Below are 25,516 nucleotides of genomic sequence, written 5' to 3'. Positions count from 1 at the left end.
GCCCCCGCTCGGCGGTATCCCACAGACCTAGCGATACAACAACACCCCGATACCCGCAGCCGCTCCCCCCCCCCACCGCGCGCCTCTGAGCTGCACTTCTCTGGTGGACGATACTGGGATTGAACCAGTGACCCCTACCGTGTCAAGGTAGTGCTCTCCCGCTGAGCTAATCGTCCGAGGCGGAGACGGGAATCGAACCCGTGTACAGGGCTTTGCAGGCCCTTGCCTAAGCCACTCGGCCACTCCGCCGTGACTCCTGAAGGCTAGCACCCAGGAGTCAGGCCTGAGCCCAAGGGGCCCTCTGCCGAGCGGATGACGAGACTCGAACTCGCGACCCTCACCTTGGCAAGGTGATGCGCTACCAACTGCGCTACATCCGCATGCTCCGTGGATTTCTCGGAACGTTTCCCTTTTGGGGCTTGTCGTTCCGGTCTTCCCCGGTGCGAGAGGAACTTTATTACATGCACCGCAGCGGGATCAAATCGGGGGTCCCCTGACGCCCTCACAGGCCCGCTACCTGCGCTTTTACGTCAGATCGTTGGAGATCAGGTGGGTCAGGGCCTCGTCGACGTCGACCCACAGGTGCTCGTTCCCGGGCACCACGACGTCGTACGTGCGGTCGAGGAAGTCGGCCAGTTCCTGAGCCGACGCCTCGAACATGGCGTGGCCCGACGGGGAGCTGAGTTCGATCACGACGACCTCGGGGTCGTCGGCGGCCGGGCGGATCCGGACGTCGCCGTCGCCCGCGTCGGCGATCAGGCCGTCGGCGAGCAGGTCGCGGGCGAAGACCCACTCCACCCACCCGGCGCGGCCGGTCCGGAACGCGGCGACTACCGCGTACGGGTCTTTCGTGTCATAACGAAGCTCCACCTGCACCGGGACGGCCGGGGTCCGCGGCGCCAGCAGGTCGAAGACCGCTGTTGAGCGGAGTGTCACGTGGTCGTTGCGCATCGTCGTTACCCTCTTCTCCCTTCCCGGCCAATGGAACGACCGAGGTCTCTACATGTGACGTATATGTGGCGAGGAACGCTCGTGTTCACGAGGTTTATCACCCGTTCGGGGCTATATAACTCCACTGGGCGACCACCTCGATGCGTTCCGTGTCCACTGGCTCCCGGCTGCTCCCATCTTGCTGGGTTCACTCCTAACCCGGTACCGGCTGTTGCGCGAATGTTGGACGCGAGTGCCCCTCTGGCCCACCGACTCGCGCCACCGCGACACCCGGTATCCCCCGGACGTGCAGCTCGTCGTCCGCGTCACGATCCGTGACCGCTTGCCCTTCGGCGAACCCCACGACCGGTACGCGAAGCCTTCGTTCTCGCTCACCCGGCGGATCCGCGTCGACCCGGAGTTGGCCGGACTGGTCGTCCAGGGGGCGCTCCTGGCCCTCCGGCGCAACCTCGCCGCCCACGACCTCCGGCACGTGGCCATCGCCAGTGGCGCGCGACCGCACGCGGTCTGTCGGGAGAACAGCCAGGGTAGACGCAACGTCCCCCGGTCTGGCGAGGTGTCCGAGCGCAACGTCACACCTGCGGTCACCTGTGCGGTGACGTGTGAAAGGCGCGGCAGCCGCGAACTGCGCGGAAACGTGCGTTGGCGTGCCTGCGGCAAGCAAGCCGTCGAGCACCGGACAACGGAGAACGTGTGGCGTTTGCCACATTGGGCGGTCGGTTGATCACTTCGTCCGTGAATCAGTCGACCGCACCGCTGTCCGGCCAGGTCGCTGCGGTGCGCGCGGCGGATGAGCGATGATGTGGGCATGGGCACAGAGCAGCGCGAAGACACCGCCAAGGGGAAGGGGTACCGCCACCGGTTCCGCCGCAACCCCGCGCTGAACCTGACCTATCGCATCGGTGTCGGCGTGGTCGGCGGCTTGGTGCTGGTCGCGGGCGTGCTGATGATCCCGTACCCGGGTCCGGGCTGGCTGGTCGTCTTCGCCGGGCTGGCGATCCTGGCCACCGAGTTCGAGTGGGCGGGCCGGGTGCTCCGGTTCGCCAAGCGCTACTACGACGCGTGGGTGGCGTGGCTGAAGCGGCAGAACCTGTTGGTGAAGGGGCTGGTGCTGGCGGCCACGGGTCTCGTCGTGGTGGTGACGTGCTGGCTGCTCGGCGCGTTCGCGCTGGTCGGCGGCTGGTTCGGGCTCGACTGGACCTGGTTGCAGAGCCCGATTTTTGGTTCGCGGGGATGATGTTGTAAGCTATGGCCACACCGCGAGAGCGGGGAGTGAGAACCGAATAAGGGCGTTTAGCTCAGCGGGAGAGCGCTTCGTTCACACCGAAGAGGTCACTGGTTCGATCCCAGTATCGCCCACAGTGTGTTTTACCTGGTCAATGGCCTGCAGACGATCGCTGTCTGCGGGTCATTGATCGTTTCGGGGAGCATCTGGGGAGCAAACGATCTTGACCACAACCGTATTTGCGAAGGTGGTCATGGGTTCGTGCTCCCCGTCTGCTCCCGCGTTTGCTCCCAGCGGTGTTGGAGTGCGGCGAGCATGGTGTCGATCATGGGTTGGGTGACGTGGGAGTAGACGCCCATGACGCCGTGGAACTTGTGGCCGATGCGCTTGTGCTGGAGGACTTCGGGGACGCCGTCCTCGATGAGCCAGGTCTTGTGGGTGTGGCGCAGGTCGTGGAAGTGCATCTCGGTGTTGATCCGCGGTCGGCCGGTGTCGCCGCGCAGGGCGGGTAGCCAGACGCGGCGGCGGAAGTTGGAGCGTCGGTGGAAGCCGCCGTCGGTTCCGGTGAACACGAACCGGGCGTGGGGGTGGCGGTCGTGGTGCTCGTCGAGCAGGTCGGCCAGGAACTCGGGTAGGTGCACGGTGCGGACGCTGGCGGGGGTCTTGGGCGGTCCGAGGGTGAGTTTGCCGCCGACCTCGTGCAGGGCGCCGTCTTTGCCGTCGACGCGGATCTCCCGGTTGGCCGTGTCGACCCGTGCCCATTGCAGGCCGGTCAGTTCACCCCAGCGCAGGCCGGTGTAGGCGGCGGTGACGATCAGGGCGGCGTTGTCGGCGGACACACGGGCGGCCAGGCCGGCGATCTGGGCGGCGGTGGCGTGGGGCCGTTCGGGTTGGTCGCCGGTGGCGAGGCGGAGTTTGCGGCAGGGGTTGGCGCCGATCAGGCCTTCGTCGACCGCTTCGCCGAGGATCCGTGACAGCAGGTTGACCACGTCGGTGACGCTGCGCTCGCCCAACGACCGCCGTAGTTGCTTGGCCCAGATCTTGACCACCATCCGCGACAGGTCGCCCAGCTCGGTGTCGGCGAAGCGGGGCAGGATGTGGTTGCGCAGGTGCGAGTCGTAGGTGGCCCAGGTGACCGCGCTGACGTCGTGGGCCTGGACCCACTCGCGCACCCAGTCGCCGAACCGGGTCTGCGCCAGCCTGGGATCGACGAACCGTCCCCGTCGCTGATCGGACTCCACGTCCCTGGCCCGGTTCTCGGCTTCCTCGCGCGTGTCGAACCCGTTCTCGGTGAACAACGACCCGTCCGGCAACCGGTACCGCACCCGATACCCGTCGCCGCGTTTCTCCGCCCACGCCATGGCAATCTCCTTCTCGGTAGGGATGTCCGTCGGTTGTGGATGACGGCGGACGACAGTGACGCTCCATATCCGTTGGAGTGCAACCGAACTGTGTTCACGGCCTCCGGTGTCGGGGATGCCGGCCGAGTGTTTCCCGTCCGCAGGTGTCGTCCCGGCGGGCGGGTCGGGATCCACGCTGGATGATCGAGTGCAGGTCCGCGTCGGAGAACCGGAGATGCTTGCCCACCAACGTGCACGCGATCTCCCGGCGTCCGGCCATCCGACGCAGCCACGACTCGGGCACCGCCAACATGCGGGCGGCCTGGGCGGGTGTGTGCAACAACCTCGCCGGCGTGGTGACGCAATCGCCGTCGGGCGCGGTCTCCGGCTTCGGTGCCGCCGACGCGGGTCCGTTACCGGCTTCCGGAACAGCAGTGGCGAACAGTCGATCACCATAGGGGTAGTCCACGAGCAGCCTCCGCGGTCAACGGACACGGACTCCGATGCCGCGCCCTTGAACACTCCCGAACTCCGCGAAACCACCCCCGAGGGGACATGCTGGCAGTCGAATCACTCACTTGACCGATCCCGACCGAGGCTCGACCCCACTACTGGGGGTCAAGGGGTCGCAGGTTCAAATCCTGTCGTCCCGACGGCCAAAAGAGCCCGCTGATTCAGGTAAAACGCCTGGTCAGCGGGCTCTTTCAGTTCAGAGATTCGATCTTCTTCTTGATCTTGTGGTCGTCTCACACGGCGGTGAGTGACTAACTGGGTGACTATGGGGAGACGATCATGCCTGCCGACCGGCGGGTGTCAGCTCGCCTTGGGGAAGATGCGGTCCATCGCGGTCGCTGCCTCGACCATCACGGGCACGATCTGGTGTCGGTAGACCGCTTCGGTGACCGCGGTGCCGCTGTGTCCGACCAGTCGGGCGATGTCCTCGATCCGGACGCCGGAAGCGGACAGCACCGACACGAAGCTGTGCCGCATCTCGCGAGGTGTCCAGTCCTTGGGGTTGAGTCCAGCGGCCTTGACCACGCGCCGGAACGCGCGTCGGACGTTGTGGGAGTCCAGTTCGGTCCCGACCTGTGAGGCGAACACCAGTCCGTGTTCCTGCCAGCGCTTGCCTGCCAGTTCGCGCCGGGCGTCCTGGTGGACGCGGTGTGCCTTGAGCGCGTCCACGCACCGCGTCGGCATGGCCAGCGTGCGCCGTGACTTGCGGGTCTTGGTGTCGCCATCCTGGCGCACCGACCGCCACACCGAGATGGACGGCAGGACGATCGGATCGGTATCCGGCTTGCCCTCAAGGTCGACGTGTTCCCACGTCAACGCGCGTAGTTCCTCGGTGCGCGCGCCGATCAGCAGTGACAACACGATGTATGCGTACATCGGCGTGTTTTCCGACGCGTCGAGCACCGCGGCCACCTGGTCGAGCGTGAGCGCTTTCGACGGACGGCCAGCCTGCCCGGTCGGTACCTCGCACAGCGGCACCACGTTGCGCTTGACCTTGTCCCGGGCCTGGGCCATGCGCACCGACCGGTTGAGGATCGAGTAGGGCAGGAACAAGCCCGAGTCGCAGAAGGAGGCCAACCGAGCCCATGCCCGCCTGCGCGGACCGGGCGAACGCGCCAACGCCCAACTCAAGACCTGGCGCGTCCTGCGCAAACTCCGCTGCTGCCCCTACCGCACCGGGCGACTGGCCAAGGCCATCCACGTCCTACAGAACTACGAAGTCGCCGCAGGATGAAAAAGGTTCAGTGGTCAGGTCGCTAGTCGGTGACCATTCGAATCTGCATGGAGACTCTTTTCCGGTGGTCGGTGCAAGTCTCGAACGGTTGACGGGTCTCCTCGGGGGTCGGTTGCGTCCCGGCGATCTCGACTACTTTATCGAGTTTCGAATGTAGGCGAGTGATCCAGGGCCCGTCGAGGTTGGTCGTCGCGTCGCGCTCGGCCGCTGCCTTGCCGGAGCCGTCGCCACGACGGGACGGGCCGTCAGGTGCGTCAGGTCGACGCCACGATTACCGTCCTCTGAAACGCGCGACCGGGCTCGCGCTGGTCGCGTCGAGCCCGGGCGGTCGGGTGGTCACCACAACGGTGCGTCCCAGTCCTCGTCGTCGTCCGCCGGTGTGCGGCGTGTTGCCCTGACGGGTGCGGCTGCTGGAACGGTGGCGGGTGGTGTCGGGTCGGGGGCCAGGTCGGACAGTCCGAAGTCGGCGTTCTCCACCAACGGTGGACGGTGGTCGTCCTCGCCGGGTAGGGGCGGGAAGCGGTGGCGGTACTCCTCGGCGATGGCCTGGCCGCCGGCCGCGTCGCCGATGGTGTCGACGACGACCGAGCCGACGCGGTCGGCGAGGCGCGTCTGGGCCCGTCGCAGGCAGGCCATGATCTGGGCGGCGACCTGGTCGGGTTTCATCCGGTCGACGCCGTCACCGAGCCGGAGGTCGGTGGGGATGCCGGAGGACGCCACGGTGAGCACGATGGCGCCGCCGGCCGCGGTCTCGGTCACCGACACCTCGTCGATCGCGCGGCGTGCCGCGTCGAACCGCTCGGCCTGCTCGGCGACGCCCGCGCGCCATTCGGTGATCATCCGCTCGACTTCGTCCGGGCTGTCCACTGGAAGTTCCTCCTGTCATCACTTGTCGAAGTCGCGCGGATGGAAAATGGTCCTGAACGTGCCGTCCTTGTTGACGGCCACACTCACCCCGTTGCGCCCGGTGTACAGCCAACTGTTGTGCTTCGGCTGCCATACCCTGCTGACCGGGTCGGCGATCGCGTCGTATCGCGCTTGGGCGTCGGAGGAACGCTCGGCGAGTCGCTCCACGCTGTGGACGGTCTCGCCGCCCACGTACCGGGGCGGTGCCGGAATCCGTGGAGGAGGTGGGGCAAGGGGTGGCACTCTTTGCCTGGGGGGCGGGAGTGGTGGGGGGAGTTGGCCGCTGCTGGCCACGCTCGCGTAGGAACCCCTGCCGGAAGCCGGCGGCCGCGAGGTCGGTGGGAGGGGCGTGCGGGCGACGGCCGGGGTCGCGCCGGAGGTGGGTGGTCCGAGTCGGGGGAGGTCGCTCGCTGTCGTGGGTCTGCGGCCGCCGGTCGTGCCCCTGCCGGAGGGCATGATCACGGAGATCGAGGCCGGTGCGGGCTTCGCGCGGCCGCCGGCCACGTTCGCGTAGGAGCCTCGGCCGGGATTCGCCTGCCCCCGGATGGATGGTTGCATCGATTGGCTGGTGTCGGCCAGACGACGGCCGTTGTCCACCGTGTCCCGGGCGACCTCCGAGACCCCGCGGAGCGGGGAGCCGTACCGGGGGGCGATGATCCGGGGCGGGGGTTGGGCGGGTCGTCGTGGAGGACGTCGTCTGTTCGGGCTGTTGCTGCGGCTGCGGCTGGGCATCGGGTGGTCTTCCTTCCGGGATCAGGCCCAGCCGGCGACGATGGCGGCGGCGTCGGCCAGTACGTGGTTCAGCGCGACCGGGTGGCCGGAATTCAGGACGTTGTAGTAGTCCGGCAGTCGGTTGACGATGTCGTCGACGCACTGCGTCACCGATTCCTGGATGTGCGCCCGGCTGCTCCCGGCCAGGTCACCGGCTGCGGTCACCAGGGCGACGATCGCCTCCGCCGCCTCGACCAGCGTGTCGAGGTCGTCCTGGTGGGTGGCGGCGTTCTCCCGGTACAGGGTCCCGGCTTCGCCCGCCCAGTCGGTGGTGTTCCGCCGAACGCTGGTGTCGAAGCCGTCGCCGGCTTCCCGGGCGAGATCGGCCACGCGCTGCCACTTCTCCACGTACGCGGTGACCGCGCCCGGGTCGCCGGCGAACCACCGCTGCGCCTCGCGCATCGGCTGCAACTGGTCGAGCAGGCCGGGGATGCCGGTGTTCGACAGGACGTCCACCGGGTCGGGGGCGGGACCGAGCGCGGAGGTGCCGCCGGGCACCACGACGGTGTCCGGGCCGACCCAGTCGTTCCGCCGCACCGACTCGTTGATCCGGTGGAGTTCGTCGGCGCGGCGCAGGCCCACCGGCTCGGTCATTCCGACTCCGGTTCGCCGCGGATGAGAAACATGCCCTTGTTCGCGTTTTCGACGTCGTCGTAGTCGCGAACGGTGCGCAGCATCTCGTCCTGGTGGGTGCCCATCGACTCAACGGCCCGCTCGAACGCGCGTTGCGCCTCGTCGGCCGTCGGCTTGATCGCCGCCGCGAGCGGGGCGCCGAACGGCCCGAACGCCTCCTCGGGCAGGTGGGTGTCGGACGCGGCCCGCAACGCGTCCGACAACTGGTCCAGGACCGCGCCGAGGTGTTGCTGGTGCGTGGCCAACGCGCTGATGTCGACGTCGAAACCGGGTAGGTGCCCCGGTCCGGGAGTAGTCACGGTGAAGTCGTCCTCGCGGTGCTAGTCGGCGGGTGGGGGTGTCGGCTGCGTGTCACCGATCACCGGGGGCGGCGGGTTGACGCCGTGCACGGTGAACAGGTCGTCGCCCTTGATGTACGAGGCCGTCTTGCGCTCCTTGTCGCCACCGGCGTTCGAACCGGCGCCCATGGGCGCGCCGCCCGCGGGTGCGCCCGAGGAGCCGCCGACCGCACCGATCGGCAGGCCGCCGCCGGGCATCGGGGGCGTGGGTCGTGGGGTGGTCGGTGGGAGCACACCGCTGTGGGTGGACGTGCCCAGCGGTGGGGAACCGGCGGTGGGGTGACTACCCGCCGACAGCCCGCCGCCGGCGCCCGACGATGAACCGCCGACGGCGCCGACGGTCGGACCGCCGACGGCGCCGACGGTCGGACCGGGCGATGCCAACTTCTGCAACGGCGTGTCGATCTTCGCGAAGTTCGTGGCCGGGGTGGGGGCGAGCCATTTGCGGACGCCATCGCCGCCGGGGGCTTCGGGCATCTGCGGTGGCGTCGGCAGCAGGTTCCGCGGCACGAACGACGACGGCGACGCGGAAGCGGGCTTCGTGCCACCGGTCACCGGCGGCAGCGGCGGGGGGACGAACGTCGCCGGAGCGTGCCTTTCACCACCGGCCGTCGACGGCATCGAGGGCATCGTGGGCATCGACGGCAGCGATGGGGGCACGAACGAGGCCGCGGACGTCCCGCCGGCCGTCGACGGCATCGACGGCAGAGGCGGCATCGACGGGGGGACGAACGACCCCGGCGCCGCGGACGCCGGTCCCGTGCCGCCGGCCGACGACGGCGACGTCGTGGGAGTGAACGAAGTCGGGGGCGGCACCGACGGCGGGACGAACGACTCCGGAGACGGCACCGACGGTGGGACGAACGACGCCGGAGGCGCCGAAGCCGGGTCCGTGCCACCGATCAGCGGCGACGCCGAGGGGGTCATGGAGGACGGGTCGGTCGCTCCCGGCAGCCCGTAGCCGCTCGTGGCCGGATCGGCGAGGTCGTCCATCCCGGGCAAGCCCTCGGGGATCGGTGACCCCATGCCGCCACCGGTCACCATCGGGTCCCCGGGGTACGAGCCCCCGGTGCCGGGGATCGGCGACGTCACACCGCCGGCCGCCATCGGGTCCCCCGGCAACCCCTCGATGCCGGGGACCGGTGACCCCGTCCCGCCACCGCCCGCCATCGGATACCCCGCGTACGGGTCACCGCCGGGCAGCGGAGGCGCCATGCCGGCGCCGTCGATGCCGCCGAACGCCATGGCGTTCTGGTCCTCCACCGCGGCGTACTCCGCCGCGGTGTTCTTGGTGCCCACGGCGGCGTTGTCGACGGCCGCCGCGGAACGCGACAGCAGCTCGGTGATCCGTTGCGTGGTCTGCGCCATCGCCTCGGTGAACCCCTGCTTGCGCGCGGCCGGGCCGAACATGTCCGGCGCGATCTCGATCACGCCGACGGAGCTCGCCGACGTCTTCACCACTTCGGACGTCCCGACCAGCCGGTTGCCGAAGTCGTTGATCTCGTCGGCCGTCACGCTGAACCCAGCGCCCATGCCCGTCATGCGGTGGCCCCCAGGATCGGGTCGGATTCCTTCTGCGGCTCGGTCGGGGTGATCCCGGCGGCCTTCTCGAACCGGGTGAGCGCTTCGGCGATCTCACCGGCGATGTCCTCCAGGACACCCATCCGCTCCGCCTGCCTGCCGAGCGCGTCGGTCAGCATGGTGATGCGCCGCGCGGATTCGACCGCGGTGATCGAGGCGGCGGCGATGGACGCGGCCACGCCGATCGCGATCGAGGCGCCGAACGTCCAGACCGCCGCCGCGACCGCGGCGAACATGATGATGACGATGCTGCCCAGCGCGGTGGCGACCAAGTCGCGGACGATCTTCCTCAGCGTGATCACCATGGAGATGGACACGGCGGTCAACGTGCCCAACCCGTCCACGACCCGCCCGAGGCTGACGAGCTCCTCGTGGAGCTGCTTCATGCTGGCGCGGTACGCCTCTCCGGCCTCGCCCTCCCAGTCGGCCAGGGACGAGATGTCGTCCCGGTGGGAGCGGGCCGCGAAGGTGAGGTTCTCGGCGACGTGCTTCATCGAGTCCACCGCGGTCTGGGTGGCGGCCGCGTCGCCGTCCAACTCGTCGAGGGCGTCGCGGAGGAAACCGACCGAGTCGATCATCCAACCGAAGCCGGCCGAGAACAACTGGGTGAACGGGTCGGGGGCCGCGCCGCCGCCGTCGCCGACGTTGTCCATGCCCTCCAGGACGTGGCCGATGATCGGCACGCCCTCCTGCTTGGCCTCGTTGACCAGGTACGTGATCCGGTGCTCGATCTCGACGGCGAGCTGGCCCTCGGCCCCTCCGGTGCTCACCACGGCTTCATCTCGTCGTCGGTGTCGTCGTCGGCCGGGCGGCGGACCCGGTCTCTGGCGGGCGGCATCGGCAGCGGCGCGGGCGCGGGGCGGTGGACCTCCTGCTCGACCAGTCCCTCCGGGACGAACATGTCGTCGCGCCCGTCGGTCGCCGCGCTGTCCGGCTCGTCCTCCGGCGGCAGGTAGGCGAGGAACTTCCGGGTCTGCTCGGTCAGGTCCGGGCTGCCGAACGGTCCGAACGCCTCGGAGACCCGGGCCGCCGCCTGGCGCTGCGCCTTGCGGACCGTGCCCATGATCAGCGCGGTGAGCTGGGTGGGGGTGTGGTCGGCGGCGCGGTGGCCGAGGCCGAGGTCGTGCAGGGCGCCGTTCGGGCCGATCGTGACGGTGACCGCCCCGTCCCGCGAGCTGGTCGTGACCACCGAGTTGGCGATGCTCTCCTGGAGTTGCTCACTGCGGCTGCGGAGGTCCTCCAACCACTCCGCCGAACCGATCGGTGGGCTGCTGTTCGATGTCGTCATGGGCACAGCGTCCCGATCCCGGACGGCGAAGTCGCTGGGGCCAACCCTCGATGTCGGGAGGTTGTCCCGCGTTCCGGGGTAGGGATATCCCTACGGCCGCGGTCACGGCCCCGAGGAAAAGGTCTCCACCATGAACCAGCGGGCGCTCTTGTCGTCGCACTCCGCGATCACCAACGGCGCGCCGTCCGGCCAGGACTCGTCGCGCTTCAACGCCAGGCAACGGCCGCCGCTGGCGTTGTGGCGGATGCGGACGGTGCCGCTCGTGGTGTCCCGGTCGAGCCACCAGTGCTGGTTGTCGTCGAACGTCCCGTTGCACGGGGAGACCGCGACCTTGGTCCCGGCGGGTTTGCCGCTGAAATCGGGGAGGTCGAAGCAGTACCAGTCGTCGTCGTCCGCGTCCTTGATGTGGGAGAACATCACCAGGTCCGCGCCGTACGGGCCCGCCTTGGCGTGGGGGACGGTGAGGAACCACTTCTGGTTGGCGTCCGGGCTCTCGTCGCACGTCGACTGCCTGAGGATGTTGTTCGGCCGCCTGCCCGCGTCCGCGCCGCGGACGCCCACGCACATGTTGGTCTCCTCGTTCCGGAGCTTGATCTCCTTGGGTGGCGGCTCGGCCCGGGCTTCCTTCCCGGTCGTCGGGTGGCTTTGCGCGGTGGTCACGGACGTCGTTTCCGACTCCGTGGGGAGTGGGCCTTCCTGCAAGGTGATGGTCGTCTTGTTCAGGACGACCAGCGAGAAGCCGACGGCGGCGATCGCTCCGAGCACCACGGCGGCCCCCTGCACGAGCCACCGTCCCCGCCTGCGCGTGCGGGGTCCCCGCTCGATGGACGGCGGCACGGGTTCGTCCACGAAGTCGGCGAGGATCGACCGAGGGGCGTCCAGGGCGCGTTCCGCCACCGTCGCCGCGCCGAGCGCCACGGTGAACTTCGGGTGGTGGGCCGCCCGCACCGGCTTCTCCAGCGCCTCGGACACCAGCCGTGCCACCAGCGGAACTCGTGACGAGCCGCCCGCGAGTAGCACCGCGGTGAGCTCGTCGCCGCGTAACCCGGCCGACGCGACCGTGCGCCTCAGGGCGTCGACGGTCAGCTCCAGGGACGGCCGGATCACCGCCTCGAACTCCGGTCGGGTGACGGTCAGCTCGCGTGGTCGGGACGGCAGCGGCACGGTCAGCGTCACGTGCGGCTCGGTGGACAGTTCGATCTTGGTGTTCACGCACAGCGCGCGTATCCGGGCCAGCGCTGAGGACTCCGCGGGGTCGTTCGGGTCGAGCCGGGTGATCGCGCCGTCGAGCCGTTCGTCGAGGTGGGCGAACAGGGCGTCGTCGAAGTCCATGCCGCCGAGGTGTTCCATGCCCTCCGGCGTGCCCAGGATGTCCATGCCGCCCGACCGCATCCGCAGCACGGTGGTGTCGAGGGTGCCGCCGCCGAGGTCGTACACGGCGACGACCTCGCCGTCGCCGAGCGCGCGTTCGCGGCTGTAGTGCGTGGCCGCCGCCTCCGGCTCGGTGATCAGCTGGAAGTCCGCGACATCGGCCAGCCGTGGCACCTCGGCGAACTGCTCCCGTCGGTAGGGGCCCCAGATCGCCGGGTAGGTCAGCACGACCGACGCGGGCGGTCCGCCCATCTCGTCGGTCACCTGGTCGAGCACGGCCCGCAGTTGCGCGGCCATCAGCGCGGTCGGCGGGTAGGCGCGACCGCCGAGCAGCAACGGCGTCGGGTCGCCGAGCCTGCGCTTGAACCCGCGACCCAGTCGGCGGGGATCGTCGGGGGCGTCCCGGGCGGCCGTGCCGGTCAGCAACGTGCCGTCCGGCGCGCTGTAGACCAGCGACGGAACGACCACCTCCGGCGACAACCGCACGACCCGCGTCCCCGTCGCGTCCCCGACCGCGGCCGACGTGAACGTGGTGCCGAGGTCGATGCCCACCGCGTACAACGTGACACCCCCGTATCCCCCCGTGGTAGTGGGGATAACCCTATCGAGGAGGAGGGGCGGCACCCTTGCCGACACCATCCCGGTGCGACGAGCCTGGTCGGGTGCACCGCGTGGTCCGTTGGTTTCGCCGGTCCGGCGCCCTCCTGCCGGGGACGCTCCGGCCACCCGACCGTGCCGCCGCGCGGCTGCGCCACGCCATCGAGCGGACCTTGCACGACGGCGCGGTGTCCGGGATCTCCGCGCTGGCGCTGGAGCTGGGCCTGCTCTCGGCCGTCGTGGACGACCCGCGGGTGCGGGACGAGCTCGCGGTCGCGCAGCGGCGGGTCCGGCGCATCCTGGACCAATTGCGCCGGGTCGGGTCGGAGATCTACCCGCCCGTGCTGGCCTCCGCCGGGCTCGGGCCCGGTCTGCTGGCCGTCGCGGAACGCCAGGGGCTGCGGTTGCGGCTCGACCTGCCGCGCGACGAGCTCGGCGCGGAGGCCCGGTCGCGCGCCGGCCTGCTCGTCGCCGACTACTTCGCCACGCTGCGTCCCGGTAGCGTGGTGCGGGTGCGCGTACGGGGACGGCGGATCGTCAGGGTGAGCATCGTCGACCGGCAACCGGGCGGTTCGGCGCGACGCGAGCACCGGGCGGTGCTGCGGTGCGGGTAGCGATCGCGGAGGACGGCGCGCTGTTCCGGGAAGGCCTGGTGCTGCTGCTGGAGGCGGCCGGGCACGAGGTCGCGGGTTGTTACGTCGACGGCGACGCGCTGGTCGCCGCCGTCGCCACCGATCCGGTCGACGTGGCGATCCTGGACATCCGGATGCCGCCCGGCCCGGAGGGCGGGCTGGTCACCGCCGAACGCGTGCGCGCGCTGCGCCCGGAGATCGGCCTGCTCCTGCTGTCGCACTACGCCGAGACGCACTACCTGATGCGGGTGCTGGAGATCGGCTCGGAGCGGATCGGCTACCGGCTCAAGGAACACATCGCGGGGGTGCAGGTCCTCGGCGACACGCTGAGCCGGATCACCGAGGGGGAGATCGTCATCGAGCCGGTCCTGGCCAGGCGCCTGGTGCAGGGCGGCGCCCGGCACGCCGACACCGCGATCGGCGCGCTGAGCGAACGGGAGCTGGACGTGTTGCGGCTGATGGCGGAGGGCCGCGCGAACAACGCGATCGCGGGCGAGCTGTTCATCTCGACCAAGGCCGTGGAGAAGAACGTCGCGGCGATCTTCACCAAGCTCGGCCTGCCCGGTGACGCGACCGTGCACCACCGCCGCGTGCTCGCGGTGCTCGCCTACCTGCGGACAGGACGGATCGGCGGACCGGCGTCGTGAACGGCGGGCTCGCGTCGGCGTTGCGCAGGCTCAAGTCCGGTTACCGGGCCCCGTACGAGGTGGCCGGCGCCGAGCCGCCGGAGAGGCTGACCGCCGCGCTCGTCCGCAACCTCGCCGACGGCGTCGGCGGCCGGGTCGCCTACGCGGCGCCTGCCGGGCGTGACGGCGCCGTGGTCGAGTCGTGGCCGCCCGGCGTGGCCGGTGTCGACGACGCGATCGGCGTCGCGCAGGTCCGCGGCGGCGGGTCGCTGTTCGTCGTCGCGCCGACCCGGTGGGACGACGAGGCGCGCGCGATGCTGCACGACACGGCCGTCTGGCTCGGCGTGGCGGTCCGGCTGGCCCGGCTGCGGGTCGACCGCGACGCCGCGGACCTGCGGGCACGCGGCCTGCGCGCCGAGTCGGACGCCGTCCGCGCGCGGCTCGCCCGGGTCCGCGACCTGGAGCGGCACCGGCTGGTCGGTGCGATCACCACGACGACGTTGCGCGACCTCGCCGGGGTGCGGACGCTGCTGCGCGCGGTCAACGAGGAGGGCGCCGGGCTCCAGGCCGCCCAGGAGAAGCTCGACGAGCTGATCGACGACTTCCGGGCCGTGGTGCGCGGCGTGTTCCCGGCGATGCTGCCCGACCGGGGCCCGCGCGCGGCGTTGGAGGAGCTGGCCGCGACCCTGCCGCGCCGGGTCGGTTTCGCGGGCGACCTCGGGCCGCGGGCGGGCTGGCAGGTGGAGTCCGGCTTCTACCACGCGGTCGCGGCCGCGCTGAACACGGTGGCGGGCGAGGACGACCCGCGCCCGGTGACGGTGACCTTCGAGCGTGACGACGCGTTGCGGGCCCGCGTCACCGCCGCCGGTCCGCTGACCGTCGAGGAGTTGCTCGCCGCGCTGGGCCACGACGTCGAGCGGGTCGCGGTCCTCGGCGGCGGGATGACCTGCGATGTCGTCGACGGGACCGCGGTGGTCGCCGTGCGGCTCGCGGAACGGGTCGAGCCGGTCGTGGTGGCCGCGGCGGAACCGGCGGGGCACAGCCCTGTCCACCGACAGGTGCTGGACCTCGTGCGCCAGGGGCAGGCGGCCACCGACGGCCTGCCGGAGCGGGCGGGCTGGGACGCCGTCGCGGAGCGCCTGGCCGCGCCGCGCCAGGACCCGGTCGTCGCCGCGCGCCAGGCCGTGGCGGAGATGACCGGACTGGTCCGCGCGCTCCCCGGCGACCACCGGTTGCGCTGGGCGGTCGAACGGGTGGGCGTCGACGCGCACGAGTTCGTCGAACTGGACCTGCTCGACGACCTCGAACGCGGCGACCTGCTGCGCGGGGTCGCCTCACCGGCGGCCCGCCTGCTCGGCGCGCACGGCGCCGACCCGCGCAGCAGGCTCGGCCTGCCCGCGAGCGCGACCGCCGCCGAGGTCGTGTCCAGGGCCGGTGACGAGGTGACCCGCTGGCGCGCGCACGCCGAGCACCCCGCGACCAGCGGCCGTGACCGGGTGGCCTGCGAGGTGCTCGTGCGCACCGCGGAAGGCCTGCTCGCCCCCTGAACGGTCAGATCGGGACGACGCCGCTGACCTCGGTGCCCGCCCCGGGCGCGGAGCGCACGTCGACGACCCCGCCGACCGACGCGGCCCGCGCGGCGAGGTTGGGCAGGCCCGCGTTCGACGACGCCACGGCGAACCCCGGCCCGTTGTCGGCGACGGCGAACTCCAGGCCCCGGTAGCCGTCCCGCACGGTGACCGCGACCCGCGCGCCTCCGGCGTGCTTGCGCGCGTTGTTCACCGCTTCCAGCACGACGAAGTAGACCGCCGACTCGACCGGCGCCGGGTAGCGGCGGCGCAGGCCCGCGGTGTCGAGCGTGACGTGGTCGTGCCGGGCCAACTCGGTGCGCAGCGCCGTCGCGAGACCGCCGGCGACCAGCGCGTCGGGCAGGATGCCGGTGGCGGTGTCGATCAGCACGCGTTCGGTCTCGGCCAGCCGTGCCTCCAGGTCCGCGACGCGTTCGAGTCCCGCGCCCGTGCCGATCGCGTGTTCGGCGAGCGCCAGCGACATGCGCAGCGAGACCAGGTGGTGCTGCGCGCCGTCGTGCAGGTCCCGTTCCAGGCCGCGACGCTCCTGCTCCATCTCGGCCGCCGCCCGCCACCGGTCGTCGTCCAGCGCCCGCACCGCGGCGTCGCCCTCGCGGCGCAGCCGGTCGGTCTCCTCGACGAGCCGGATGGCCGCGACGGGCGCGCCGAGCACGGCGGCGACGGCGGACAGCGGGCCGACCGACTCCGGGGTGACGGCCAGCACGCCCACCACCACGCCACCGCAGGCGATGTCGTGCTCCCGCCACGGCCCGCCTCCGTCGCCCCACTGGTGCCGGCGCCCGTCGACGACGAGGGCGCAGCCGGTCGCCCCGGCCGCCTCGCCGATCACGCGGGCGAGCGCGCGCGGATCGGGGTCGGGTCCGCCGCGAGCCAGGTGATCCGTGATCGCCTCGGCCACGCGCCGTTCGAGGGTGCGCACGTTCCGACGTTACCCAGCCGCCGGCCCGCGACGGACCCGGACTGCTTCAACGCGCCGGGTCTGGACGGGTGTGGACGGACACCGGCGGCAACGAAGATCATGGGGGTCGTTCAGACCGCGACCGTGCTGACGTGGCTGCGTCCGCTCGGGATGAGCCTGACGTCCCGCCCCGCCTCCGAACCGGAAATGAGCTCAGCCATGGATGTCGAACTGGACGGCTCCAGGATTCTGTCGTCCGCGGATCTCCATGATGAAATCGCGACCATCCTGGACCTGGGGCCATACTACGGCCGCAACCTCGACGCGCTGTGGGATCGCATCAGTGCGGACGTGGCGCGACCTGTCCGCTTGAAGTGGATCAACGCGCGAGTGAGTCGCGAAGCCCTTGGCGCGGAAGAGTTCTCCAAGGTGGTCGATGTTCTGCGGCGCGCCGCCGAGCAGGATCGACAGGCAGGTCTGATCGAACGTTTCGAATTCGACGTGTTCGACTAGTCGGCGGCCGGTCGGATCTTCCCGGGTCAGTCGGCCTGGAGGACGAAGAACAGGAAGCTCAGGAAGGCCCCGGAGGGGAATTTCGCGAGTTCGTCGGGGAAGCGTTCGCGGGCGTCCGGTGCGGGGTGCGGTTCGCTGATGACGGTTATTGAGTCGAAAGTGATCGGTTGCCTACAGGGCGGCGTAGCGGACGTGCGGGGCCTGGAAGTAGCCGCGGACGATGTGCGGTTGGCGTTGGCGGCGTCGTAGGAAGCGTCGGGTCTCGTGGGCGAGTCGGTCGACGTTGTGGGCTCGGGAGGCGTTGACGTTGCGCTTGAGGTCGGCGTTGAGTAGTTCGTCGGGGTTGAGCTCGGGGCTGTAGCCGGGCATGAGGTGCAGTTCGACCCGGTCGGTGTTGTCCTTCAACCAGGCACGGACGGCCTTGCTTCTGTGCACGGGGTGCCGGTCGGCGATGACGTGGATCTTCCGGCCGGCCTGGCGGGCGGTGCGGTCGAGGAAGGTGGTGAACACCGGTGCGGTGAACCGCCGGGTGAACACGGTGAACCACAACGCTCCACGCGGACCGACGGCGGACATGACGTTGACCCTCAGCCGTTTCCCGGTCACCCGCACGATCGGCGTGCGGCCCTGCGGCGCCCACGACCGGCCGGGCGGCGCGGCGTCGGAGCGCAGCCCGCACTGGTCGACCCACGCGATCGCGGCACCCTCGGCCTTCGCCCGTGCCTCGATCGCCGGATACTCGTCGTCGAGCCATACGCGCACCGCGGCGGGCTGCCGCTCGTAGGCCCGCCGGGCCGGGCGCTGCGGGGTGAACCCGTGCCGGCGCAACCACAACCCCACACCCTGCTCGGTCATGTCCACGTCCACGACCAGCCTGATCAGCTCCACCACGGCCTGACGGGTCCACAGCGGCCCGCCGATCAACAACTCCTCCGGGGTGTAGTCGGCCATCGCCGCGAACAGCGTGCCCCGATCCTCCGCACCGATCAGCTCGGCAGGGCCGGGGCGTCCTTTGCGGGTCGCCAGGCCGTCGCGACCGTCCCGCCGGTAGGCACGCCACCAGGTGCCCACCGAGCGTTCCGAGACCCCGAACACCTCCGCGGCCTGCCGATAGCCCTCGACCCGACCGGCCTCCAACGCCGCCACCACCCGCAACCGCAGCACCTCACGCTCCGCAGGCGACAACCGATGCGCACCCTCGACCTCGATCACGGTGATCAACCTACAGGAAGATGATCAATTTCGGCTCAAATAGTACGTGTGGACGGTGGCGATGGTCAGGTTGTAGGTGCGCAGGTTCGCCTGGTGGGGTACAGGTCGGCGATCACCGCGCGGCCGTTGTCAGGGGTGTTGAGCTGGTCTCGGCGCGCCCACGGGCCAGGGGTTGGGCGCAGCGCTGCCGCCGATGTCGGAGAAGTTGACGTCGGGGTAGGCGCACCAGGTCACGCCGGTCCGGTTCCACACGGACCAGACGTGGTCGTTCAACTCGAACTCGCGCAGGTCCGGTGCCCGCACCTGGCCGACGAAGCGGGGCTCGCCCTCCCCGTTCTCGAGGTCCCACGCGCGGAAGCATCCGTCTGATCAATCCCACCCGATCGCGGTGTGTGCCGTCGCGGATTCACGTTGTGGGTCCGATCGTGTGAAGCTCTTGCAGGCCTTCCGCATTGCGCTGGTCAAGTCGCTATAACCTGGCGTCTTGGGGAGGTCGTCGGCGCAGGGGTGGGTGACGGTGGTGCTGCGTCTGCTGGGAGAGGTGGCTGTCGAGGTCGACGGTCGGCCGGTGGACCTGGGTACGCCGAGGCAGCGGTGCGTGCTGGCCGCGTTGGCTGTCGACGCCGGTCGTGTGGTGTCGGTGGACCTGCTGGTCGAGCGGGTCTGGGGGGTTGATGTCGCCCGGCGCGCCCAGGGGACGCTGCACAATTACATCTCCCGACTACGACGGGTTCTGGTCGGCGCCGATGGCGTGGCGATCGTGCGTCGTTCGAGCGGTTATGTCCTGCTGACCGACACCATCGGGCCACCGACGGATCTGCACCGGTTCCGCGAGCTGTGCGCCGCCGCCGACGCGGAAGTCGACGACGAGCACGCGGCCCGGATGCTGACCGACGCGCTGGGATTATGGCGCGGGGAGCCGCTGACCGGCCTGGGCGGTGTGTGGGTCGAGGCCGAGCGTGAGCGGTTGGCACAGGAGCGGTTGACCGTCGAACAGACCCTCGTCGACGCCCGGCTGCGCCTCGGTGAGGGTGGGCAGTTGGTGACCGAGCTGTCACAACGGAGTGCGCGGCAGCCGTTGAACGAGCGCGTGGCGGCCCAGTACATGCTCGCCCTGCACCAAGCCGGTCGGTCCGCCGAGGCCTTGGAGCACTACCAAAAGGTTCGCACACGGTTGATCGAGGAACTGGCCATCGAACCCGGCGTCCTCCTCCAAGAGGCCCACCAGCAGGTACTGGTCGCCGACACCACCTGGGTCACCACAGCCGCCGGTGACGGAGTCCGCGCTGCCGTCGTGCCCCGCCAGCTACCCGCGGGGCCGGCGCCCTTCGTCGGCCGCCACGACGAACTGGCCCGCCTGGACGACCCCGGCGCGTCGGCCACCGCGGCGGTCTCGGCGGTCACCGGTACAGGCGGGGTCGGCAAGACCTGGTTGGCGCTGCACTGGGCGCACCGCAACCTGGATCGGTTCCCGGACGGCCAGCTGTTCGTCGACCTGCGAGGGTTCAGCCCCGAGGGCGTCCCCCTCTCCCCCGTCGCCGCGGTCCGCGGCTTCGTCGTCTCCCTCGGGGCGCCGCCCGCGGGCATCCCGGCTGATCCCGACGCCCTGATCGGCCTGTACCGCAGCTTGGTGGCCGACAAGCGGATGCTGATCGTGTTGGACAACGCCCGTGACACCGGGCAGGTCCTCCCGCTGTTACCCGGAACCGAGACGTGCGTGGTGCTGGTGACCAGTCGCGATCGACTGTCCGGGCTCGCCACGGTGCGCGGTTCCCGGATGTTCACCCTGAACGCGCTCGACGACGAGGACGCGCAGTCCCTGCTCGCCTTCCGCCTGGGATCACGGCGAGTGGAGGCCGAGCCGGATGCGGTGAGCGAGCTGGTGCGTCGCTGCGCGGGGTTGCCCCTCGCGTTGGGTGTCGTGGCGAGTCGGGCCGCGGCCCACCCGGCCTCGCCGCTGGAGATGTGGGCGCGGGAATTGCGGGATGTGTCCACCCGCCTCGGGGCTCTCGACGCGGGTGATCCCCAGTCCAGCGTGGCAGCGGCCCTGTCCTGGTCCCATGCCGCCTTGACTCGGGAGCAGGCCGACCTGTTCGGACTACTGGGGTTCGCGCCGGGACCGGACATCGGCACGGCGGCGGCGACATGGGCGCTGGGCGCGACCGCGGAACAGGCCAGTGGTCTGCTGCGTGCGCTGACCCGGGTGTCCCTGCTGCACGAACACGTTCCGGGCCGCTTCCGGATGCATGACTTGGTGCGGCTCTACGCGGTGAAACACGGAGGGGCCGGTCACGACGCGGCACTGCGTCGACTGGTCGCGTACTACGTCCACGTCGCCCACGCCGGCGAGCGGATGCTCGCCCCGCAACGCAGACCCGTCGAGCTGGGGCCACCACCGCCCGGTTGTGACCCCTGGCCACTGGAGGACGAGGCAGCGGCGCTGGCCTGGTTCGACACCGAACACGCCAACCTGCTGGCGGTGCAGCGGCTGGCCGTCGAGCGGCACCTCCACGCCGAGGTGTGGCAACTGGCGTGGGCGTTGGACAACTTCCACTGGCGACGCGGTCACCTCCAGGACAACATCACCACCTGGCTGGCCGGGGTAGCCGCGGCGGACCACCTCGGAGCGACAGAACTCTTGGGACGATCCCACCGCCGCCTGGGGCGCGCCTACGCCCAGGCCGGACATCACACCGAAGCCCTGCGACACCTGAACCGGGCACTTGACCTGGCCGAGAACAGAGGTGACCTCCACGACCGCGCCCACACCGCGAACGCGCTCGCCTGGGCCTCGTCACTGCGGGGAAACGACCGTGAAGCCCTGGAACACGCGCGACGTGCCCTCAAGTTCTACCGCGGCCTGACCAACCCGGTCTGGTTGGCCAGGGCGCTCAACTCGGTCGGCTGGTACCAGGCCCGACTTGGTCGCCTACATGACGCCCTGGAGCCCTGCGCACAGGCGCTTGGCCTGTTCCGGCGACACCAGGACGCCGACGGTGAAGCCGCGGTGCTCGACACGCTGGGACTCATCGCGCATCGCCTCGGCGATCACGCCAACGCTCTGAAGCACCACCTCGCCGCATTGATCTTGTTCCGCCGGCTGGGGAACGACTACCTCGAAGCCGACACTCTGGTGAACATCGCCCACGCACACGCGGCACTGGGTGACACGCACCGCGCTCGCGACAGTTGGCAACAGGCTCTTCGCCTCTACCGAGCCCAAGGACGGCCCGACGACGTGGCGCGCGTCCAGCGACACCTCGCCACACTCATGCCCGCCAACAGCGACCACCCTGTCGGAATCGCGACGTGAGACCGAAACGACAGCGCTGAAGCGCGACGGGGCCTGGCTGGAGGCCGCTCCTCTGATCCTCCGACGACAAGAGCGCCCCGCCAACTCAGGGTCCTGACGCCCGCTCCCACCGCCCTGCCGTAGGGATATCCCTACCCGCGAACGCGGGACAACCCCCCGACGCGAAGGGATGACCCCAGCGACTTCCCCGCCCGGAAGCGGAACGCTGTGCCTACCAAGGCAAGCGAACAGGGGAGTCCAGGCGATGGTCGACGAGGCGGTGCAGGTCGGCAGGCAGTTCGACGCGATCGCCGCGGTTGCCGCGATCCGCGACAACGTGGTGGCGGGCAGGTTGACGCTCGATCCCGAGGCAGGTGACCGGATTCTGTCGATGCTGCGCGACCAGGCGGACCGGGCGGGCGCCTGGCTGCGGCGCGCTCGGCAGATCACCCGGCACGCGCCGCTCGGTCGGAACCCGGTCGGGCAGGCGATGGCGGCCAAGTTCGAGCACCGCGCGGGCGCCACCGACGGCAGCCTGTCGTTGACCGGCGTGCTGACGCCGTACCTCGCGGTGCTCGAGGAAGCCCACGCCGCGGTCGACCAGGCCATGAGGCTGTACCGGCGCACCGAAGACGACCAGGTCGGCAACTTCCGGCGGCTGGCCGGGGCGCAGCCGACCGGCCACGAGCAGTGAGGACGAGCATGGCGCAGGAGAACGTGCCCGCCGACGGCCCGATCGCCGCGATCCGGGCCAATCTCGACGTGGCGTTGTCGGAGACCTGGAACTGGGCCGCGTACGACCACCGCACGCTGTACGAGTCGGTGCACGTCGACAACGACCCCGGGCAGGCGGGCGCGCTCGCCCACGAGTGGGTGGAGCTCGGCCAGGAGATGGCCGATTCCGTCCAGCTGATGAGGGAATGCCTCCTCGCCAGTGAGGAGGGTTGGCAGGGCGAGTCGGCGGAGTCGGCCCGCGCCGCGATCCGCGAGCTCGCCGACTGGAGCGAGAGCGCCGCGCTGACCGCGGCCGAGGTCGGTCAGCGGGTGGGCGACCAGGCCCAGATCATGGCCGAGGCCAGGGCGGCCATGCCGGAACCGGTCGACTTCGACTGGCAGGCGGCCCTCACCGAGGGCTTCGCCGTCGGCGGCATGGCGGGGTTCGCGGCGGCGGTCGTCGACCTGAAGGCCAAGAGCGACCAGGCGAGTTCGGCGCACCAGCAGGCGGTCGTCGTGATGGCCCGCATGGAGGCGCAGTCGCGCGTGGTGGACACCGCGTCGCCGTGGTTCACCCCACCGCCGGACCCGGTCGTCGGCAGCACCCCCACGCTCCGGAGGTACGTCACGGGCGAGGACGTCGGGTTGAGGACCATGACGGAGCACTTCGTCCTCAGGAGCACGACCGGCCCCGGCGGGGAGGTCACGGCCGGGGAGCCGATCGCGTTCGCGGAGCCGATCGCGGGCCGGGAACCGGTCGTGGGCACGGAACCCTTCACGGTCACGGGGCCCTTCGCCGGCCGGGAACCGCTCGTCGGGACGGAACCCTTCGCGGGTCGGGAACCGCTTGCGGCCACGCCGTCGTTCGGCACCGCGGAGCCGTTCACGGTCGGTGGCGGCGGCGAGCTGTCCGAGCCGTACGCCCTGCCACCGTCGGGGACGGCGGCGGGGTGGGCACCGGCCTACGCGCCCTCACCCGGCGTGCCGGGTACCTGGGCGCCGGACCTCGACCTCCACCAGTCCGGTGTCACGACGCCGCAGGGCTCGCTCGCACCGTCCGCGTTCACGGCGCCGAACCCCGGCGCCCCCCACTTCCCATCCACTGTGGACCAGCAGCGGCCGGGTTGGACGCCGCCGCAGGTCCCGGCGGGAGGACCGGGCATCGGGGCGGTCGATCCCGGCGTGCACCCGGGCACGGTGCCGAACCGGGACGGGCACAGGTCGGGCGGGACGTCGCCGTGGATCTCAAGGGGTACGTCCAACGTCCCGCCGACCGGTACCGCGATGCCACCCACCGGTGGTGGTGGGGAAGGCGGCCGGGGCGGGCAGCGGGTTCCGACCCACCTGCCCGTGGACGGCGACCCGCACGGCCGGGCGTCCGCGTACGGCCCGTCCGACAGCGGCCGGGGTGGGACGGGTCCGGCGATCCCGCGGCACGGCGGTCCCGGCCTGCCCGGACCGGCCGGGACCGCGGGAAGCGGCGTCGCGGGCGCCGGCGGCCCCGCGCGCGGCCAGGGTGCCGAGGACGGGGAGCACAAGGCCAAGTACCTCGGTGGTGAGCGGTTCTTCGAGGCGCCGGACGCCGTGGCGCCGGCGGTGATCGGCGGCCGGGCGCCCGGTGAGCAGCCGGACCACGGGGGCTGGTCGTGATCGCACCGGACTTCGTGCTCTCGGCCCGCGAGTTCGACGTCCTCTGGGACGGTCTCGACCTCGGGCCCAAGCCGTACCCGCTGGACGTGCCCAGCGTCGGCCGGACCGCCGCGGAACGCGCCGAGGCGGCCGAGGAGGCGCACCGGGACCTCGCCGAGCGCGGCCTCGTGACCGACCGCGGCCCGAACGAGCGGATGGCCGACCAGCTGAGGCTGCTGTCCCGGCACGACGTGTCCGTCGACGCGGTGGGCCACATCGACCACCCGCTGCGGGCACTGGCGGCAGGCGACGGGCGACAGGGCGTGCTGGCGGCCTTCGGCGAGGACCGGCTGTGGCTGGCCGGGATTCGCCCGACCGCGCTCGCCGGCTCGATCGTCGCGGTGCTGCCCGCGAACCACGCCGGCCCGGGCCGCGCGATGTCCGTGCCGTACCGGGCGATCGCCACCGCGGCGGGAACGGCGGCGGACGACGATCCGTTCGCGTCCACCGGCCAGGACACCGAGCGGGTCGCGCTGATCGGGTCCGGGCTGTCCGCCCGGGACGCCGCCGAGCTGGCCGAGCTGGCGGGCAACCGCCGGGCGGGCGGCCAGTTCGGGGTCTCCCACCGCAGGTGGCGGTCGCCGGTCGTCGTGACCTGGTTCGACACCCCGAGGGGCCGCTACCTCGGGGTCCGCGACGGGGAATGGGTGAGCTTCGCACCCTCCGACAACGACCGCATCGCCGCACGCATCGACCGAGTACTCGACGAGCTGGAGCCGTGATGCCCGGGCTGACCACCACATCATCGGGCCCGGGGCTGGGCCGGGCCGACGAGCTCCACGAGATCAACGAGTCGGTGCGGCGCAACGACTGGGCACACCCGGACAGCGTCGTGCTGCCCGGCGGCACGGCCGCGCTCGGCGACGCGCCGGACCCGGTGGACGCGTTGTCGAACACCGGCATCCCCGGCCTGCTCGACCAGTTGCAGCCGTTGCGCGACGCCCAGCGGTGGTTCGCCGGCGATCCGGCGGCGGTCACCGGGTACGTGGAGAAGTGGCAGCGCGTGGCCGAGCTGGCGCGGGAAGCCGGCGACGCCTTCGACGCCAGCCTCCGCCGGCACACCGCGCACTGGACGGGCGACGCCGGAGCGCGGTACCGGGAGGAGGCCACCACCATCCAGCAGGACTACCTGGACGTGGTGGTCAGGGCGGCGGAGTCGATCGTGGCCCTGGTCACCGCCGCCGGGGACATGACGGGCAGCAGCCGGGCGGAGATCCAGGAATCGGTGCGGCTCTGCGTCAACGACGTCATCAACCGGCTGCCCGACTACTACAACGTGCTCAACTCCGGCCACCCCGCCGCGCTGAACCACGTGCTCGCCGACGTCGCCGCCATCGTCGACAGCTGGGCCTGACACCGGACCCGGGAGGCAAACGCAGCGGCCGGGCCGTCGCCGCGGAATACCGGCGCCGCATCCCGTCACTGTCCGATGTGGACGGCGTGCTCCCGTCGCCGTCGGCAGAGAGCCTCGGCTTCGAGCCGGACGCTGATCCTGGTGACCACGTGGACACGACGACGTCACCACCACTGCTGAACCCGTTTCCCGAAAGGAGACCACCCGGTGCCTGGCAACACCAGCGGTCAGGGAAGGCGCAGCCCGTCG

Annotated in this window: 25 protein-coding genes, 4 tRNA genes and 2 pseudogenes; 13 read left to right on the top strand and 18 right to left on the bottom strand. The window is 71.1% G+C overall.

The window, feature by feature from the left end:
• Positions 1–101: 101 nt before the first annotated feature.
• The 4 genes from ACFXGA_RS09605 to ACFXGA_RS09590 all read right to left on the bottom strand — a co-directional run bounded on the left by ACFXGA_RS09605 (position 102) and on the right by ACFXGA_RS09590 (position 951).
• Positions 102–176: transfer RNA gene (locus ACFXGA_RS09605), tRNA-Val, on the bottom strand.
• Between the two features lies 1 nt (position 177).
• A tRNA-Cys gene (locus ACFXGA_RS09600) sits at positions 178–249 on the bottom strand.
• A gap of 58 nt (positions 250–307) precedes the next feature.
• Positions 308–380: transfer RNA gene (locus ACFXGA_RS09595), tRNA-Gly, on the bottom strand.
• Between the two features lie 145 nt (positions 381–525).
• Positions 526–951 (bottom strand): SsgA family sporulation/cell division regulator, encoded by a 426-nt coding sequence (locus ACFXGA_RS09590; RefSeq protein WP_073893954.1) that lies wholly within the window; start codon positions 949–951, stop codon positions 526–528.
• A 286-nt stretch (positions 952–1,237) separates the two neighbouring features.
• Between ACFXGA_RS09590 and ACFXGA_RS09585 the strand changes: the two genes are divergently transcribed.
• The 3 genes from ACFXGA_RS09585 (at position 1,238) to ACFXGA_RS09575 (ending at position 2,310) form a co-directional block, all read left to right on the top strand.
• Positions 1,238–1,675: a hypothetical protein gene (locus tag ACFXGA_RS09585; RefSeq protein ID WP_378086005.1), complete on the top strand. Its 438-nt coding sequence runs from the start codon at positions 1,238–1,240 to the stop codon at positions 1,673–1,675.
• Between the two features lie 84 nt (positions 1,676–1,759).
• The gene (locus ACFXGA_RS09580) at positions 1,760–2,188 is read left to right on the top strand and encodes a TIGR02611 family protein (RefSeq protein WP_378086003.1); all 429 of its coding nucleotides are present in this window, start codon (positions 1,760–1,762) and stop codon (positions 2,186–2,188) included.
• Between the two features lie 50 nt (positions 2,189–2,238).
• Positions 2,239–2,310 (top strand) — tRNA-Val (locus ACFXGA_RS09575).
• A 117-nt stretch (positions 2,311–2,427) separates the two neighbouring features.
• On the opposite strand, the gene xerC is transcribed toward ACFXGA_RS09575, so the two are convergent.
• From xerC to ACFXGA_RS09560, 3 genes are all read right to left on the bottom strand, one after another.
• Complete coding sequence (gene xerC / locus ACFXGA_RS09570; protein ID WP_378086001.1) at positions 2,428–3,537, bottom strand: tyrosine recombinase XerC; 1,110 nt, start codon at positions 3,535–3,537, stop codon at positions 2,428–2,430.
• Between the two features lie 94 nt (positions 3,538–3,631).
• On the bottom strand, positions 3,632–3,985 hold the full coding sequence (locus ACFXGA_RS09565) for a helix-turn-helix domain-containing protein (protein WP_378085999.1): 354 nt from the start codon (positions 3,983–3,985) through the stop codon (positions 3,632–3,634).
• A gap of 344 nt (positions 3,986–4,329) precedes the next feature.
• Positions 4,330–5,043, bottom strand: a complete 714-nt coding sequence (locus tag ACFXGA_RS09560) for a site-specific integrase (protein WP_378086087.1) — start codon at positions 5,041–5,043, stop codon at positions 4,330–4,332.
• 28 nt (positions 5,044–5,071) lie between these two features.
• Here ACFXGA_RS09560 and ACFXGA_RS09555 point away from each other — a divergent pair.
• Positions 5,072–5,263: pseudogene (locus ACFXGA_RS09555) on the top strand (IS5/IS1182 family transposase); the annotation flags it as partial.
• Between the two features lie 336 nt (positions 5,264–5,599).
• On the opposite strand, the gene ACFXGA_RS09550 reads toward ACFXGA_RS09555, so the two are convergent.
• The 8 genes from ACFXGA_RS09550 to ACFXGA_RS09515 form a co-directional block, all read right to left on the bottom strand.
• A complete protein-coding gene (locus ACFXGA_RS09550) occupies positions 5,600–6,130 on the bottom strand; it encodes a hypothetical protein (protein ID WP_378085996.1) in 531 nt (176 codons plus the stop codon).
• Positions 6,131–6,148: 18 nt separating this feature from the next.
• The gene (locus ACFXGA_RS09545; protein ID WP_378085994.1) at positions 6,149–6,337 is read right to left on the bottom strand and encodes a hypothetical protein; all 189 of its coding nucleotides are present in this window, start codon (positions 6,335–6,337) and stop codon (positions 6,149–6,151) included.
• 585 nt (positions 6,338–6,922) lie between these two features.
• Positions 6,923–7,534 (bottom strand): WXG100 family type VII secretion target, encoded by a 612-nt coding sequence (locus ACFXGA_RS09540; protein WP_378085992.1) that lies wholly within the window; start codon positions 7,532–7,534, stop codon positions 6,923–6,925.
• Complete coding sequence (locus tag ACFXGA_RS09535) at positions 7,531–7,872, bottom strand: hypothetical protein (protein WP_378085990.1); 342 nt, start codon at positions 7,870–7,872, stop codon at positions 7,531–7,533. The genes ACFXGA_RS09540 and ACFXGA_RS09535 overlap by 4 nt, the downstream gene beginning before the upstream one ends.
• Before the next feature lie 21 nt (positions 7,873–7,893).
• Positions 7,894–9,444, bottom strand: a complete 1,551-nt coding sequence (locus ACFXGA_RS09530) for a hypothetical protein (protein ID WP_378085988.1) — start codon at positions 9,442–9,444, stop codon at positions 7,894–7,896.
• A gap of 5 nt (positions 9,445–9,449) precedes the next feature.
• Positions 9,450–10,262 (bottom strand): hypothetical protein, encoded by an 813-nt coding sequence (locus ACFXGA_RS09525; protein WP_378085986.1) that lies wholly within the window; start codon positions 10,260–10,262, stop codon positions 9,450–9,452.
• Positions 10,259–10,780: a YbaB/EbfC family nucleoid-associated protein gene (locus ACFXGA_RS09520; RefSeq protein WP_378085984.1), complete on the bottom strand. Its 522-nt coding sequence runs from the start codon at positions 10,778–10,780 to the stop codon at positions 10,259–10,261. Before ACFXGA_RS09520 ends, ACFXGA_RS09525 begins: the two co-directional genes overlap by 4 nt.
• 102 nt (positions 10,781–10,882) lie before the next feature.
• A complete protein-coding gene (locus ACFXGA_RS09515) occupies positions 10,883–12,703 on the bottom strand; it encodes an Hsp70 family protein (protein WP_378085982.1) in 1,821 nt (606 codons plus the stop codon).
• A 119-nt stretch (positions 12,704–12,822) separates the two neighbouring features.
• Between ACFXGA_RS09515 and ACFXGA_RS09510 the strand changes: the two genes are divergently transcribed.
• Genes ACFXGA_RS09510 through ACFXGA_RS09500 form a run of 3 tightly spaced genes read left to right on the top strand, consistent with a single transcriptional unit; the run spans position 12,823 to position 15,553 of the window.
• Positions 12,823–13,362: a histidine kinase dimerization/phosphoacceptor domain-containing protein gene (locus ACFXGA_RS09510; protein ID WP_378085980.1), complete on the top strand. Its 540-nt coding sequence runs from the start codon at positions 12,823–12,825 to the stop codon at positions 13,360–13,362.
• A complete protein-coding gene (locus ACFXGA_RS09505) occupies positions 13,353–14,027 on the top strand; it encodes a LuxR C-terminal-related transcriptional regulator (RefSeq protein WP_378085978.1) in 675 nt (224 codons plus the stop codon). The genes ACFXGA_RS09510 and ACFXGA_RS09505 overlap by 10 nt, the downstream gene beginning before the upstream one ends.
• Entirely contained in the window at positions 14,024–15,553 is a 1,530-nt protein-coding gene (locus ACFXGA_RS09500; RefSeq protein WP_378085976.1) for a hypothetical protein, read from the top strand. The genes ACFXGA_RS09505 and ACFXGA_RS09500 overlap by 4 nt, the downstream gene beginning before the upstream one ends.
• A gap of 4 nt (positions 15,554–15,557) precedes the next feature.
• Here ACFXGA_RS09500 and ACFXGA_RS09495 read toward each other — a convergent pair whose 3' ends face one another.
• Positions 15,558–16,514, bottom strand: coding sequence for a sensor histidine kinase (locus ACFXGA_RS09495; protein ID WP_378085974.1), 957 nt, complete (start codon positions 16,512–16,514; stop codon positions 15,558–15,560).
• Between the two features lie 123 nt (positions 16,515–16,637).
• Here ACFXGA_RS09495 and ACFXGA_RS09490 point away from each other — a divergent pair, with 123 nt between their 5' ends.
• Positions 16,638–17,006 carry a barstar family protein gene (locus tag ACFXGA_RS09490; protein WP_378085972.1) on the top strand — a complete coding sequence of 123 codons (369 nt, stop codon included), beginning with the start codon at positions 16,638–16,640 and terminating at the stop codon, positions 17,004–17,006.
• A 171-nt stretch (positions 17,007–17,177) separates the two neighbouring features.
• Here ACFXGA_RS09490 and ACFXGA_RS09485 read toward each other — a convergent pair whose 3' ends face one another.
• Both ACFXGA_RS09485 and ACFXGA_RS09480 read right to left on the bottom strand, forming a co-directional pair.
• Positions 17,178–18,218 (bottom strand): IS630 family transposase, encoded by a 1,041-nt coding sequence (locus tag ACFXGA_RS09485; protein WP_378085970.1) that lies wholly within the window; start codon positions 18,216–18,218, stop codon positions 17,178–17,180.
• A gap of 129 nt (positions 18,219–18,347) precedes the next feature.
• A pseudogene (locus tag ACFXGA_RS09480) lies at positions 18,348–18,557 on the bottom strand (peptidase inhibitor family I36 protein); the annotation flags it as partial.
• Positions 18,558–18,729: 172 nt separating this feature from the next.
• On the opposite strand from ACFXGA_RS09480, the gene ACFXGA_RS09475 reads away from it, so the two are divergent.
• The 5 genes from ACFXGA_RS09475 (at position 18,730) to ACFXGA_RS09455 (ending at position 25,267) form a co-directional block, all read left to right on the top strand.
• Positions 18,730–21,531, top strand: a complete 2,802-nt coding sequence (locus tag ACFXGA_RS09475; RefSeq protein WP_378085968.1) for a BTAD domain-containing putative transcriptional regulator — start codon at positions 18,730–18,732, stop codon at positions 21,529–21,531.
• Between the two features lie 244 nt (positions 21,532–21,775).
• Positions 21,776–22,204 carry a hypothetical protein gene (locus ACFXGA_RS09470; protein WP_378085966.1) on the top strand — a complete coding sequence of 143 codons (429 nt, stop codon included), beginning with the start codon at positions 21,776–21,778 and terminating at the stop codon, positions 22,202–22,204.
• Positions 22,205–22,212: 8 nt separating this feature from the next.
• The gene (locus ACFXGA_RS09465; protein WP_378085964.1) at positions 22,213–23,874 is read left to right on the top strand and encodes a hypothetical protein; all 1,662 of its coding nucleotides are present in this window, start codon (positions 22,213–22,215) and stop codon (positions 23,872–23,874) included.
• Complete coding sequence (locus tag ACFXGA_RS09460) at positions 23,871–24,635, top strand: ESX secretion-associated protein EspG (RefSeq protein WP_378085962.1); 765 nt, start codon at positions 23,871–23,873, stop codon at positions 24,633–24,635. The genes ACFXGA_RS09465 and ACFXGA_RS09460 overlap by 4 nt, the downstream gene beginning before the upstream one ends.
• Positions 24,635–25,267: a WXG100 family type VII secretion target gene (locus ACFXGA_RS09455; RefSeq protein WP_378085960.1), complete on the top strand. Its 633-nt coding sequence runs from the start codon at positions 24,635–24,637 to the stop codon at positions 25,265–25,267. Before ACFXGA_RS09460 ends, ACFXGA_RS09455 begins: the two co-directional genes overlap by 1 nt.
• The last annotated feature ends 249 nt before the right edge of the window (positions 25,268–25,516 follow it).

Origin of the sequence: Actinosynnema sp. NPDC059335, from assembly GCF_042752395.1 — a bacterium.
Taxonomy (GTDB): domain Bacteria; phylum Actinomycetota; class Actinomycetes; order Mycobacteriales; family Pseudonocardiaceae; genus Actinosynnema.
The sequence above is the reverse complement of the archived record's forward strand: the minus strand, read 5'-3'. Positions and strand labels throughout refer to the sequence as shown.

What these genes read in the sequence shown, in the direction of transcription:
- ACFXGA_RS09590 (WP_073893954.1), bottom strand. Translation starts at nt 951, where the DNA reads ATGCGCAACGACCACGTGACACTCCGCTCAACAGCGGTCTTCGACCTG.
- ACFXGA_RS09580 (WP_378086003.1), top strand. Translation starts at nt 1,760, where the DNA reads ATGGGCACAGAGCAGCGCGAAGACACCGCCAAGGGGAAGGGGTACCGC.
- xerC (WP_378086001.1), bottom strand. Translation starts at nt 3,537, where the DNA reads ATGGCGTGGGCGGAGAAACGCGGCGACGGGTATCGGGTGCGGTACCGG.
- ACFXGA_RS09560 (WP_378086087.1), bottom strand. Translation starts at nt 5,043, where the DNA reads ATGGCCCAGGCCCGGGACAAGGTCAAGCGCAACGTGGTGCCGCTGTGC.
- ACFXGA_RS09540 (WP_378085992.1), bottom strand. Translation starts at nt 7,534, where the DNA reads ATGACCGAGCCGGTGGGCCTGCGCCGCGCCGACGAACTCCACCGGATC.
- ACFXGA_RS09530 (WP_378085988.1), bottom strand. Translation starts at nt 9,444, where the DNA reads ATGGGCGCTGGGTTCAGCGTGACGGCCGACGAGATCAACGACTTCGGC.
- ACFXGA_RS09520 (WP_378085984.1), bottom strand. Translation starts at nt 10,780, where the DNA reads ATGACGACATCGAACAGCAGCCCACCGATCGGTTCGGCGGAGTGGTTG.
- ACFXGA_RS09470 (WP_378085966.1), top strand. Translation starts at nt 21,776, where the DNA reads ATGGTCGACGAGGCGGTGCAGGTCGGCAGGCAGTTCGACGCGATCGCC.
- ACFXGA_RS09465 (WP_378085964.1), top strand. Translation starts at nt 22,213, where the DNA reads ATGGCGCAGGAGAACGTGCCCGCCGACGGCCCGATCGCCGCGATCCGG.
- ACFXGA_RS09455 (WP_378085960.1), top strand. Translation starts at nt 24,635, where the DNA reads ATGCCCGGGCTGACCACCACATCATCGGGCCCGGGGCTGGGCCGGGCC.